We start from the raw sequence: 13,254 nt of genomic DNA on the forward strand, positions 1-13,254 counted from the left end.
CGCACTTCCCCAGGATCTCGACCTCGCTCGAGCTGGGAGACCCACCGTAAGGAGCAACTGAAACCATGGCGGTTTCCGTAACCCTGCCGGCGCTCGGCGAGAGCGTCACCGAGGGCACCGTCACTCGCTGGCTCAAGGCCGAGGGTGAGCGCGTCGAGGCCGACGAGCCGCTGCTCGAGGTGTCGACCGACAAGGTCGACACCGAGATCCCGGCCCCGGCCGCCGGCATCCTCTCCGCCATCAAGGTGGCCGAGGACGAGACCGTGGAGGTCGGCGCCGAGCTGGCCCTCATCGACGACGGCAGCGGTGCGCCCGCGGCCGAGGCGGCCCCGGCCGCCGCCGAGGCACCCGCGGCCGAGCCGCAGCCCGAGCCCTCCCCGGCTCCGGCCGCCGAGGCCCCCGCCCCGGCCGCCGCCCCCGCGGGTGGCGCCGAGGGCACCGACGTCGTCCTCCCCGCGCTCGGCGAGAGCGTCACCGAGGGCACCGTCACCCGCTGGCTGAAGGAGGTCGGCGAGGAGGTCTCGGCCGACGAGCCGCTGCTGGAGGTCTCCACCGACAAGGTCGACACCGAGATCCCGGCGCCGGCTTCCGGCACCCTGCTGGAGATCGTCGTCGGTGAGGACGAGACCGCCGAGGTCGGCGCCAAGCTCGCCGTCATCGGTGCGGCCGGTGCCGCTCCGGCCGCCGCGCCCGCCCCGGCCGCTCCGGCCCCGGCCGCCGCTCCGGAGCCCGCTCCGGCCCCGGCTCCGGCCCCGGCCGCTGCTGCCCCGGCGCCCGCCGCTCCGGCTCCGGCCGCTCCGGCTCCGACGCCCGCTCCGGCTCCGGCCCCCAAGCCGGCTCCGGCCGCCCCGGCTCCGGCCGCCGGTGAGGGCGACGGCGCCTACGTCACCCCGCTGGTGCGCAAGCTCGCCGCGGAGAACGGCGTCGACCTGTCCACGGTCAAGGGCACCGGTGTCGGTGGCCGCATCCGCAAGCAGGACGTCATCGCCGCCGCCGAGGCCGCCAAGGCGGCCGCGCCGGCTCCGGCCGCCGCCCCGGCCGCCGCCTCCAAGGCCCCGGTCATCGAGGTGTCGCCGCTGCGCGGCCAGACCGTCAAGATGCCGCGGATGCGCAAGGTCATCGGCGACAACATGATGAAGGCCCTGCACGGCCAGGCGCAGCTGACCTCCGTGGTCGAGGTGGACATCACCAAGATCATGCGGATGCGCAACAAGGCCAAGGACGCCTTCGCGCAGCGTGAGGGCGTCAAGCTCTCGCCGATGCCGTTCTTCGTCAAGGCCGCTGTCCAGGCGCTGAAGGCCCACCCGGTCGTCAACGCCCGGATCAACGAGGACGAGGGCACCATCACCTACTTCGACACCGAGAACGTCGGTATCGCGGTGGACGCGGAGAAGGGCCTGATGACCCCGGTCATCAAGGACGCCGGTGACCTCAACATCGCCGGTATCGCCCGCAAGACGGCGGACCTGGCGGGCAAGGTCCGCGCGAACAAGATCACGCCGGACGAGCTGTCCGGTGCGACCTTCACCATCAGCAACACCGGTTCGCGCGGTGCCCTGTTCGACACCGTCATCGTGCCCCCGAACCAGGTCGGCATCCTGGGCATCGGTGCGACCGTCAAGCGCCCGGTGGTCATCAACCACCCGGAGCTCGGCGAGACCATCGCGGTGCGCGACATGACCTACCTCGCGCTCTCCTACGACCACCGTCTGGTGGACGGCGCGGACGCCGCCCGCTACCTGACCACGGTCAAGCAGATCCTGGAGGCCGCCGAGTTCGAGACCGAGATCGGTCTCTGAGTCCGGCAGTCACGCCGTAGGTGTGCAGCAGGGGGTCGGCCCCGGTTCGTCGTACGAGCCGGGGCCGGCCCCTTTGCGCGTCCCCGATACCCGTTGCCGCCCGGGGGCTTCCGTCCGTCCCGGATAATGGCCCCCTCGTCACCACCCGCTCTGAAGGAGCACCTCATGACCCCGCCCGTCGTCCATTCGCTGCGCGAGCAGATCCGCGAGCACATCCTCGAGGGGATCGTCAGCGGCCGCTGGCAGCCGGGCGAGCGGATCGTGGAGCGGCGGATCGCGGTGGAGCTGGAGGTCAGCCAGACACCCGTACGGGAGGCGCTGCGCGAGTTGGAGTCGCTTCAGCTGATCGAGTCGGCACCGAACAAGGGCGTACGGGTACGGAATCTGACCGCGGACGACCTCAAGGAGAGCTATCCGGTGCGGGCCGGGCTGGAGCAGGTGGCCGCCGAACTGGCCGCCGGGCGGCTGTCCGAGGACACCGTGGCGCTGGAGCGCGAGGTGGCGGCGCTGCGCGAGGCGGATCTGGCCGGTGACGGGGAGGCGCAGGTACGGCACACGGTAGCCTTCCACCGGGAGATCGTGCGGGCCGCCGGGAACGCCGTGCTGCTGCACACCTGGGAGTCACTGGGCATCGAGGTCTGGACGACGCTGTCGATCCGCTGGTTCAGCCCGGAGCCGCGCTCGCACGCCCAGGACCACCAGGAGATCGTGGACGCCTTCCGGCGGCGCGACCCCAAGATCGGTGCCTTGCTCAAGTCACACGTGCTGAGCTGCGCACCCCGGGTCTGAGAGGGCGTCCGGGAGGGGCCGGCGGACCCTCCCGGACGGGGCCGACGGCCCCCTTTTCGGCTGGCACGCGGTGCCCAAAAATGCGGCACCCCGTGCCGACCTGCGGTTATTCGTTCGCGGAGCGTTGATCGATCATCGATCAGAGGCGTATCGTCTTGCGTCGGGGCGCGACAACCCTGCCTGCCGAACTCGTAGGGGGTGTCGTCGAGGCCGCCGTCCAACCCTGTGGACGCGGCCCGTACACGGCGGCACCCCCGAGCTACCTCCCGTCCGGAAAGGGGCCACCCATGCCCGAAACCGTGCGCCTGCCGTACAGCCAGCTCGACCAGCTCCCGGACCGCGACCCCGAGGAGACCGCCGAGTGGCGCGAGTCGCTCGACGCCGTCACCGAGGCGGCGGGCCCCCAGCGCGCCGCCTACCTGATGCGCCGTGCGCTGGAGCACACCGCGCGCACCGAAGGCACCGCCCTGCCGTCCCTCCTGGAGACGGAGTACGTCAACACCATCCCGACCTCCGCCGAGCCCGCCTTCCCGGGCGACGAGGCACTGGAGGCCAGGATCACCGCCTGGAACCGCTGGAACGCCGCCGCGATGGTCACCCGCGGCTCCAAGCTGGGCCTCGGCGGCCACATCGCCACCTTCGCCTCCGCCGCCTGGCTCTACGAGACCGGCTTCCAGCACTTCTTCCGCGGCAAGGAGGGCGACGGCAGCGGCGACCAGCTCTACATCCAGGGCCACGCCTCCCCCGGCGTCTACGCCCGCGCCTTCCTCGAAGGCCGCCTCACCGAGGAGCACCTCGACCACTTCCGCCAGGAGGCCGGCGGCGAGGGCCTGCCCTCCTACCCGCACCCGCGGCGGCTGCCCTGGCTGTGGGAGTTCCCCACCGTCTCCATGGGCCTGGGCCCGCTCTCCGCGATCTACCAGGCGCGCTTCAACCGCTACCTGGAGCACCGCGGCATCAAGGACACCGCCAACTCCCACGTCTGGGCGTTCCTGGGCGACGGCGAGATGGACGAGCCCGAGTCGACCGCCGCACTGGCGCTGGCCGGCCGTGAGGGCCTGGACAACCTCACCTTCGTCATCAACTGCAACCTCCAGCGCCTGGACGGCCCGGTCCGCCCCAACTTCAAGATCGTGCAGGAGCTGGAGGCCCAGTTCCGCGCGGCCGGCTGGAACGTCGTCAAGTCGCTGTGGGGCCGGGCCTGGGACGAGATCTTCGCCCTGGACACCGACGGCGCGCTGATCCGCCGCCTCGGCGAGACCCCCGACGCGCAGTTCCAGACGTACGCCACCCGCGACGCCGCCTACCTGCGCGAGCACTTCTTCGGCGCGAACGAGTCGCTGCAGGCCCTCGCCCGTACCCTGACCGACGCCAAGCTGCTGGAGCTGTTCCAGACCTCCCGGGCCGGTCACGAGCCGCGCAAGGTGTACGCCGCCTACCAGGCCGCCGTCACGCACAAGGGCGCGCCGACCGTCATCCTGGCGCAGACCGTCAAGGGCTACACCCTCGGCGCGGGCTTCGAGTCCCGCAACGCCAACCACCAGATGAAGAAGCTCACCATGGACGAGTTCCGCACCATGCGTGACGTGCTCGAACTCCCCATCCCGGACAGCGCGCTGGAGGGCGACCAGGTGCCGTACTGGCGCCCGGCCGAGGACTCCCCCGAGATGGTCTACCTGCGCGAGCGGCGCGCCGCGCTCGACGGCCCGGCCCCGGCCCGCAAGGTCGTCGCCAAGCCGCTGCCGATGCCCGCCGACAAGGCCTTCGACGCCCTGAAGAAGGGCTCCGGCAGCCAGGAGATCGCCACCACCATGGCGTTCGTCCGGCTGATCAAGGACCTGATGCGGGACAAGGAGACCGGCAAGCGCTGGGTCCCGATCGTCCCCGACGAGGCCCGTACCTTCGGCATGGAGTCGCTCTTCCCGACCGCCGGCCTCTACTCCCCCAAGGGCGCGACGTACGACCCGGTCGACCGTGACCAGCTCCTTTGGTACAAGGAGGCCAAGGACGGCCAGATTCTCAACGAGGGCATCACCGAGGCCGGTTCGCTGGCCGACTTCACCGCCGCCGCGACGTCCTACGCGACGCACGGCGAGCCGATGATCCCCTTCTACATCTTCTACTCGATGTTCGGCTGGCAGCGCACCGCCGACCAGTTCTGGGCGCTGGCCGACCAGTTGGGCCGCGGTTTCGTCATCGGCGCGACCGCCGGGCGGACGACGATGACCGGTGAGGGCCTCCAGCACGCGGACGGCCACTCGCACCTGATCGCCTCCACCAACCCGGCGGCGCTCTCCTACGACCCCGCCTTCGCCTACGAGGTCGCGGTCATCGTCAAGGAGGGCCTGCGCCGGATGTACGGCCCGGACGCCGAGGACGTCTTCTACTACCTCACGGTCTACAACGAGACCAAGGTCCAGCCGGCCATGCCGGAGGGCGTCGAAGAGGGCATCCTCAAGGGCCTGTACCGCTTCAACGAGGGCACCAAGCCCGAGGCCGACAGCCCGCAGCTCCAGCTGCTGGCCTCCGGCACCGCCATCCACTGGGCCCTGGAGGCGCAGCAGCTGCTGGCCGCCGACTGGGGTGTGGCGGCGGACGTGTGGTCCGCGCCGTCCTGGACGGAGCTGCGCCGGGACGCCCTGGAGTGCGACGCCGCCCGGCTGGAGGGCGAGGACCGGATCCCGTACGTCACCCGTGCGCTGGCCGGTGCCCCCGGCCCGGTCATCGCGGTCAGCGACTGGATGCGGGCGGTTCCCGACCAGATCGCGCCGTGGGTCGAGCAGGACTGGACCTCCATCGGCACCGACGGCTTCGGTCTGTCCGACACCCGCGAGGCGGCCCGCCGGCACTTCGGCGTCGACCCGCAGTCGGTGGTCGTCCAGGCGCTGGCCGCCCTCGCCCACCGCGGCCAGGTCAAGCCGGAGACCGTCAAGGAGGCCAGGGAACGCTACGGCCTGTGAGGCGGGGGCCGTACGGCCCGTACCTCCTGGGGGCGGCCCGGCCCGCGCCGGACGCCGCCCCGCCCCTCAGGGGCACCCCCGACTCCCGTGCGGAGGCCACCTTCCCGCGCCCGGGGCCTCCGCACGGGAACCCACCACCGGTCCGGCCGACCACGCCCTGGCTACGGCCGGGCCGGGCTGTCTCTTCCGCCGCCGGCCCGACGACGGCAACGCCCACTGCCCCGGGCGGTGTCAGTGGCCCCCGGCATGATGGACGCATGCGTGCTGCCCGGCTGATCAGGATGGTGTTGCTGCTCCAGGCGCGGCCGTCGATGACGGGCGCCGAGCTGGCGCGGGAGCTGGAGGTCTCCGAGCGTACGGTCGCCCGGGACGTCCTCTCCCTCTCCGAGGCCGGGGTGCCCGTGTACGCGGACCGCGGCCGGGCCGGCGGCTACCGCCTCATAGGCGGCTACCGCACCCGGCTCACGGGTCTGGGCCGCAGCGAGGCGGAAGCGCTCTTCCTGTCCGGAGTGCCCTTGGCCCTGCGCGAGATGGGCCTGGCGGACGCCGCGTCCGCCGCCCGGCTGAAGGTCTCCGCCGCCCTGCTGCCCGAGCTGCGCGATGCGGCGGCGGGCGCCGCCCAGCGCTTTCATCTCGACGCACCCGCCTGGTACCAGGAGCCCGAGACCCCCGCACTGCTGCCCGAGATCGCCGACGCGGTCTGGGACGACCGCCGGATCACCGCCCGCTACCTCCGCAAGGACACCGAGGTGGAGCGGGAGTTGGAGCCGTACGGCCTCGTGCTGAAGGCCGGGGTCTGGTATCTCGCGGCACGCACGCAGGGGGACTACCGCGTCTACCGGGTCGACCGGTTCACCGCCGTGGCGCGCGCCGGGAGCGGCAGGACCTCCGGCACCGAGGACGCCGGGGAGCGGTTCACCCGCGACGACTCCTTCGACCTCCCGGCCTTCTGGGCGGAGCGCGCGGCCCAGTTCGCCCGGTCGATCCTGCGCGAGGAGGTGGTGCTGCGGCTCTCCCCGCGCGGCGTCCTCCAGCTGCCGTACGCCACCGAACGCGCCGCGGCCCGCGAGGCGATCGACCGGGCGCAGGCCGAGGGCGGCCCCGACGAGCACGGCCGGCTGACGGTGACGCTGGCCGTGGAGTCCATGGAGGTCGCCTGCGCGCAGCTGCTGGCGCTCGGCCCGGAGGGCGAGGTACTCGCGCCCGGCGAGCTGCGGGAGCGCTTGGCGTCGGCCGCCCGCCGGATGGCCGCGTTGTACGAGTAGGCGGGGGCCGTGAACGGCCCGCGGCGGGGCGCGGGCGGGAACAGGTGCGGTCCGGCCCGCGCCTCCGCCCGGCGCCTCCTACCAGTGCCGGAGACCCCTCACCGGTAGTCGTCCGCGCCCGCGTCCTTCCCGCCGAAGACGACCTCCTCGAAGTAGCCGAAGGCGTCGGGCCGCGAGCCGTCCGTGTCGGTGAAGTCGTACTCCTTCGCCAGCTGCCCGCTGGAGAGCGACTGCCCGCTCCAGCGCTCCTTGTCCGGGTCAGCGGCCAGCGCGCGGACGCCGCGGCCGATCAGGGCCGGAGATTCGGCGATGGCGAAGTGCGGTTCCTGGGCCACCGCGTCGCGCCAGGTCTCCTCCGTCACCCCGAAGTGGTCGAGCATCTCCTCGGACCGCAGAAAGCCGGGGGTGAGCGAGACCGCCGTGCCGCCGTACTCCTTCAGCTCGGCGGCGAGGCCGAAGGCGATGCGGTGCGGGGCGTTCTTGGTGAGGTCGAAGCAGAGGTTCTCGCGGTAGGTGCGGTTGAAGGTGTCGGTGCCGTCGGTGACCTCGACGAGCAGACCGCCGGGCCGCCTGATCAGCAGCGGCAGTGCGTAATGGCTGGTGATGACGTGGGTGTCGATGCCGAGACGGAACATCCGCAGCCCGTTCTCCAGATCGAGGTCCCACAGCTTGGTGTGGAACTCCAGCAGCCGGTCGCCGCCCCACACGCTGTTGACCAGCACATCCAGCCGTCCCTGCTCCCGGTCGATGCGCTCGGTCAGCGCCTTGACCTGTGCCGGGTCCAGGTGGTCGGTCGGTACGGCGATGCCGATGCCGCCCGCGGCGGTCACCAGCTCCGCGGTCTGCTCGATCGTCTCCGTGGGCCGGCCGACCTCGCTCACCCGCTCCCGGGTCGTCCGCCCCGTCACATACACCAGGGCCCCGGCCCGCCCCAGCTCCACCGCCATCGCCCGGCCGGCGCCCCGGGTCGCCCCGGCGACCAGCGCCACCCGTCCCGTCAGTTCCTGCTGTTCCGTCACGTACGCCACTCCTCGCTGTCCGGTGTCTCGCATCCCTGCGCAGCGACCCTGGCAGCGAAACCCGACATCTCCTGTCCGGGTTCATCGGGCGCCGAACAGCGATCGGCCCATCTCTACGGACGGAGTGCCTGCACGCTCACGAACGGAGCGCGTACCCGCCTACGGACGGAGGGCGTGCACGCTCCCCCCGCCGGCCAGCCGTCCGACGACCTCCGCCGGGGCATCCCGCCCGGCCGGCGCGGCAAGCGTGCTCCCGTCGCCGGTGGCCCGTACACCGCCGGTGGCGTCGAGGCCGCCGACCCCCTGGCTGCCCGCCGCGAGCAGGTACCACTTGCCGGACTTCGCCTGCCAGTGGACGCCGCCCACCACAGGGGATCCGAAGCGGCTACAGGCGGCGGTGTTGGCGGCCCGTCCGGCGAGCTGCCCGGGGTCGGCCGGGCGCGCGGCGGGCGGCAGGAACCGCAGCGTCACGCTGCCGGGCCCGCGCCAGGTGTCGGCACGAGTGCACACCCAGGTCGCGCTGCCGCCGCCCTCCGGGAGGCGCTGCCCGGCGAAGGCCCAGTTGTTGACGGACCGTACGCCCGCGCCCCGCAGCGACCCGAGCGAGCAGGCCGTACGGGCCCAGCTCGCCAGCGCCGGAGCGCCGGTCGCCTCACCCGGCCCGGCGGCCGGTGCGCCGTCGGACGGCGGTGGCAGATAGGTGAGGTGGACGGGGACGAGGTCGTCGAGGTCGGCCACCAGGAAGAGAGGGATCTGGCCGCTCGCCCCGATCCGCGTCGAGGTCCGGAACTGGGCCACCGGCCAGCGCCCGCAGCCGGCAGCCCCCTCGGGCGGTGTCGGGATCCGGTCGGTGACGCCGTCCGGGGCGACATGCAGCCCGTGCAAGGGGGCGGCCGGTGCCAGCAGGTCGCGGGTGGCGATATCGGAGATCCACGGCGCGAGCAGATAGCGCATCCAGCCGTTGCCGCGCCCGATCACCAACGCGGCGGCGGTCGTCAGGTCCGCGCCGTCGACCCGCGCGAAGTGCAGTGTGGGCGTGGCGTCTTCGGGCTCGGCGTAGCGCACCAGCCGCTCGCCGTCGTGGAGGACCACGACCAGCACGTTGTCGATCAGGCCGGCGTACAGCAGCTGCGGCGGATGGTCCGGCGGCCGGGTGGAGGCGCCGGCGGCCGCCGTGATCCGGGCACCGGCGGGCGGCGCCGCCCAGACCCGCAGCGCCCGCGCCAGCAGCTCCCGGTCACCGGCCTGCCGGCCGCGGGCGGGCCAGGCGGTGAAGTCCACCCGGGAGGTGTCCGTCCACTGCTCGTTGGGGGTGCGCAGCAGCCGGCCCGGGTCCAGGGCCTGCTCCGCGGTGGTCTCCGGAGGCCGCACCCGCTCCCCGTCGCCGCGCAACGCCCCGGCCGCCACCGCGCCGACCACCAGTACGGCCGCCAGCGCGGCCACCGCGCGCACCCGCTGCCGGCGGCGCAGCAGGTCCGTCGGGCGGGTCTGCACCGTGCAGGGGTCGAACTCCGCCGAGTTCAGCAGCGTCGCGGCCCCGGCCCCGGTCTCGCGGTCCAGCTGCGCCGCCGCCCGCTGCGCCACGTCCGGGTCCTCGACCCCGGCCCGCGACAGCACGCTGCGCGCGGCGTCCTCGTCCAGGCCTTCCAGATGCCACAGCCCCAGGGCGGCCCGTACCGGCGCCGGCACGACGGACAGCGCCTGGTCCAGGGCGAGTTCGTCGGCTCCGCCGGCCCGCGGGAAGAGCCGCAGCCCCCAGACCAGCGGCATGACCGCCACTCCCCGGCCCGGCCCTCCCTCGTGCGCCAGCGCGGCCCGCAGGGCCCGCAGCCGCACCTCGTCGTAGCCCGATTCGGCCGCCGGGCCGCGCTGCGCCGGCAGTCCGCCGTCCGGCCGGCGCAGCCGGGTCCGCGGCAGCGCCCGCTGGACCAGTCGGTGCGCGGTCAGGACCCGGCGGTGGCGGCCCATCGACGGGGGCAGGACGAGGTAGGTGAGGCGGACGAGCCGTGGATAGTGCTCGACGATGGCCGCCTCGGCCCGTTCGACCTCGGCCCGGGTGCGTTCGTCCATGGGCATGGCCTGGAACAGCCCTTCGCGAAGTGGTGGATATGCCGTCGTTCGGTCGTTGCACGGCTTCCAACGAGTGATTCTTGGGACGGTCACAGGAGCACCGCCCGGGGTGAGCGAGCCCGACCCGAACATCCCGTCACCGTGTTGCACCGCACGTCACCGATCCGGATAACGACCCGTCGCATCCGGGGGACTCCGCATGCGACGGGCGCCGGCAGGGCAGATGCTGGAGCGGTGATGGACGAGACGGAGTTCTGGGAACTGATCGACGGTTCCCGCGAGGCCGCCGAGGGCGACCCCGAAGAGCAGGCCGACGCGCTGGTCGAGCGGCTCCTCGGGCTCGATCCGGATGCCGTCGTGGACTTCGCCCGCCACTTCGAGGCCCGTTACAACCGGGCGTACTCCTGGGAGCTGTGGGCCGCGGCCTCCGTGATGCTGGGCGGCGCCAGCGACGACGCCTTCGACTACTTCCGCTGCTGGCTGATCGGCCAGGGCCGGGAGGTCTTCGAGGGCGCACTGCACGACCCGGACCAGCTCGCCGAGCTGCTGGACGACTTCGACGAGGCGGTGGACGGCGACGCCGAGGAGCTGGGCTACGCGGCCGACGAGGCGTACGAGCAGCTGACCGGCGGGGTGATGCCGGACCTGGGCCTGCCCCCGGCGCCGCGCGAACCGCTCGGCACATATCTCGACTTCGACGACGCCCAGGCCCTGACGGAGCGCTTCCCGACCCTCTGGGACCGTTTCAAGCCGTAAGGCATGCCGTACGGATCATGGCGGGCTCGCGGGGCCCGGATGCCCCCGCCGGCCCGTCACTGCGGGCAGTATGGCCCCATGCGGATCGCGATCACCGGCTCGACCGGACTCATCGGCACGGCGCTCGTACGGTCCCTGCGCGCGGACGGCCACGACGTCGTCCGGCTCGTCCGGCGCGAGCCCACGGCCGCCGACGAGGTGCGCTGGGACCCCAAGCGCCAGGAGGTCGACACGGCCGGGCTGGCCGGCTGCGACGCGGTCGTCCATCTGGCCGGCGCCGGGGTCGGCGACCACCGCTGGACGGCTGCCTACAAGCAGGAGCTCTACGACAGCCGGGTCCTGGGCACCCGGACGCTCGCCTCCGCCCTCGCCTCCATGGACAGCCCGCCGGGAGTCTTCGTGTGCGGCAGCGCGATCGGCTACTACGGCGACACCGGCGACCGGCGCACGGACGAGAGCGCGCCGGCCGGCCGCGGGTTCCTGCCGGAGCTCTGTGTGGCCTGGGAGGACGCCGCGCAGCCGGCCCTGGACGCGGGCATCCGTACCGTCTTCGCCCGCACCGGCCTGGTGGTGGCGCGCGCGGGCGGCGCCTGGGGCCGGCTCTTCCCCCTCTTCCGGCTCGGCCTGGGCGGCCGGCTCGGCGACGGCAGCCAGTACTGGAGCTTCATCTCCCTGGAGGACCACATCAGGGCCCTCCGCCACCTCGTCGACACCGAGGCCCTGGCCGGGCCGGTCAACCTCACGGCCCCCGAACCGGTCACCAACCGCGAGGTCACCGCCGTGATGGGCCGTGTCCTCAACCGCCCGACGCTGTTCACCGTTCCGGCACCGGTCCTGCGGATCGCCCTGGGCGAGTTCGCCGGTGACGTGCTGGGCAGCCAGCGGATCATTCCGCAGCGGCTGCTGGACACCGGGTTCGCGTTCCACCGTCCCCGCATCATCGAGGCGGTCCGGGCCGCGTAGCCTTCCGGGCCGCGGAGTCGCCCACGTCACACCGCGCTCCGGGCGGCATAGCCGCGGGGCCACACGGGAAGCTTTGGCCAAGGGGCGTTTCGACGCGCCCCCTGGACGCCCCCTGTCGAACGGTCCGCCGTCTTCCTACCGTCCCCGCACACCATCTCGGTATCCCTCACGGCGGCACCGGCACGACTCGGGTGCGCCGCCGTTGGGACCGACCTCGGGAGGGTCATGTGCTGCGCACCGCATCGGCCGTGGACGTCGTCATCGTGGGGGCCGGTCCGGCCGGGCTCGCCGCCGCGCGCCATCTGACCGGCGCTGGAGTGTCGGTCACCGTCCTGGAGGCCGCACCACGGATCGGCGGCCGGTCCGTCACCGACCGTCTCGACGGCTTCCGGCTGGACCGCTGCGGCCGGCCGCTGGCCGTCTCCGCCGCCGAGCTGCACCGCACCCCGGGCCTCGGCGACCTGACGCTCCGTCCGTTCGCCCCCGGCCTGAGCGTCCACAACGGCCAACGGACCCAGCGCATCAGCGCGCCCCGGAGCACGAAGGGTGCGCTCGCCGCCGCGCGAGCCCTCTCGCGCGGCGACCGTCGCACGGACCGTCAGACCGTCCGCCTCACCGACCGGCGGACCGACCAGCCCCCGGACCGCCGCACCGTCCGCCGTATCGACCGCCGTACGGACCGCCGCGCCGAGCCCGCCGCTCCCCCGTCCGCCGCCACCCACGCCCCGCCCGCCGACCGGCCGATCCGCGACGCCCTCGCGAGCCGCCCCGCCTTCCCGCCGCGCGGCCATGACGCGTTCCTGCGGCCCCTGCTGGCCGCGCTGCTGTGCGATCCGCAGCTGCGCGGCTCCAGCCGGGGCGCGACGGCGGCCCTCCGCGCCTACGCGCAGGGGCGGTTGTGGCTTCCGGCCGGCGGCGCCGCGGCCGTCCCCGAGCTGCTCGCCGCCGCGCTGCCGCCCGGCACGGTCCGGACGTCCGTGCAGGTCACCGCCGTCTCCACCACCGGCGTCAGCACCGCGGAGCACGGACAGATCCCCTGTCGGGCGGTGCTGGTGGCCACCGGGGCGCGCGATGCGGCCGAGCTGCTGCCGGGCCTGCGGGTGCCCGCCTTCCACCCGGTCGCCGTCCTGCACCACACCGCGGCGACGGCCTCCGCGGGCCGCGGCGCACCCTCGCGCGACACGACCCTGATCCTGCCGGCGGACGGCCCCGTCGCCTACACCTACGCCGCCGGCGCCATCGACCCGTCCCGTACACCGCCGGGCCGGTCCCTGATCACCACGACCGTGCTCGGCGCCGCGGCGATGCTGCCGCTGTCCGTGCTCGACAAGACCGTCCGTCCGCAGCTCGACCGGATCTACGGTGCGCACACCGACGACTGGCAGCTGCTGACCGCCCATCACGACCCGTACGCGGTACCCGCGATGCCGGCCCCGCACGATCCCGAGCGGACGGTGCGGGTGCTCTCCGGTCTCTATGTGTGCGGGGATCACCGCGACACCAGCACCCTCCAGGGCGCGCTGAACTCGGGCCGCCGCGCCGCCCGCGCGCTCCTCCAGGACTTCGGGCTGCCGGCCTTCACGACGGAACCGGACACCCTGCCCACGGCGGCCTGAGCCCGGCGGCCCGGCCC

General features: G+C 73.7%; 9 protein-coding genes. 7 read left to right on the forward strand and 2 right to left on the reverse strand.

Translation table 11 applies throughout. The features are described 5' to 3' along the window. Positions 1 to 65 precede the first annotated feature (65 nt). From sucB to K7C20_RS10370, 4 genes are all read left to right on the forward strand, one after another. Positions 66 to 1,799 carry a 2-oxoglutarate dehydrogenase, E2 component, dihydrolipoamide succinyltransferase gene (gene sucB, locus K7C20_RS10355; RefSeq protein WP_053208827.1) on the forward strand — a complete coding sequence of 578 codons (1,734 nt, stop codon included), beginning with the start codon at positions 66 to 68 and terminating at the stop codon, positions 1,797 to 1,799. A 165-nt stretch (positions 1,800 to 1,964) separates the two neighbouring features. Further along, the gene (locus K7C20_RS10360; protein ID WP_030990799.1) at positions 1,965 to 2,588 is read left to right on the forward strand and encodes a GntR family transcriptional regulator; all 624 of its coding nucleotides are present in this window, start codon (positions 1,965 to 1,967) and stop codon (positions 2,586 to 2,588) included. Positions 2,589 to 2,875: 287 nt separating this feature from the next. After that, positions 2,876 to 5,548, forward strand: coding sequence for a pyruvate dehydrogenase (acetyl-transferring), homodimeric type (gene aceE, locus K7C20_RS10365; protein ID WP_053208828.1), 2,673 nt, complete (start codon positions 2,876 to 2,878; stop codon positions 5,546 to 5,548). 257 nt (positions 5,549 to 5,805) lie between these two features. Further along, entirely contained in the window at positions 5,806 to 6,813 is a 1,008-nt protein-coding gene (locus K7C20_RS10370) for a helix-turn-helix transcriptional regulator (RefSeq protein WP_053208829.1), read from the forward strand. 98 nt (positions 6,814 to 6,911) lie between these two features. On the opposite strand, the gene K7C20_RS10375 is transcribed toward K7C20_RS10370, so the two are convergent. Further along, the gene (locus tag K7C20_RS10375; RefSeq protein ID WP_030083701.1) at positions 6,912 to 7,832 is read right to left on the reverse strand and encodes an SDR family oxidoreductase; all 921 of its coding nucleotides are present in this window, start codon (positions 7,830 to 7,832) and stop codon (positions 6,912 to 6,914) included. 159 nt (positions 7,833 to 7,991) lie between these two features. Continuing rightward, positions 7,992 to 9,902 (reverse strand): hypothetical protein, encoded by a 1,911-nt coding sequence (locus K7C20_RS10380; protein WP_078953000.1) that lies wholly within the window; start codon positions 9,900 to 9,902, stop codon positions 7,992 to 7,994. Between the two features lie 237 nt (positions 9,903 to 10,139). On the opposite strand from K7C20_RS10380, the gene K7C20_RS10385 reads away from it, so the two are divergent. The 3 genes from K7C20_RS10385 (at position 10,140) to K7C20_RS10395 (ending at position 13,237) form a co-directional block, all read left to right on the forward strand. Continuing rightward, positions 10,140 to 10,658: a DUF4240 domain-containing protein gene (locus K7C20_RS10385; protein ID WP_030083691.1), complete on the forward strand. Its 519-nt coding sequence runs from the start codon at positions 10,140 to 10,142 to the stop codon at positions 10,656 to 10,658. 78 nt (positions 10,659 to 10,736) lie between these two features. Beyond that, positions 10,737 to 11,621, forward strand: coding sequence for a TIGR01777 family oxidoreductase (locus K7C20_RS10390; protein WP_053208831.1), 885 nt, complete (start codon positions 10,737 to 10,739; stop codon positions 11,619 to 11,621). 227 nt (positions 11,622 to 11,848) lie between these two features. Beyond that, on the forward strand, positions 11,849 to 13,237 hold the full coding sequence (locus K7C20_RS10395; protein WP_053208832.1) for an FAD-dependent oxidoreductase: 1,389 nt from the start codon (positions 11,849 to 11,851) through the stop codon (positions 13,235 to 13,237). Positions 13,238 to 13,254: the final 17 nt, after the last annotated feature.

It is taken from the genome of Streptomyces decoyicus (assembly GCF_019880305.1).
Classification (GTDB): domain Bacteria; phylum Actinomycetota; class Actinomycetes; order Streptomycetales; family Streptomycetaceae; genus Streptomyces; species Streptomyces decoyicus.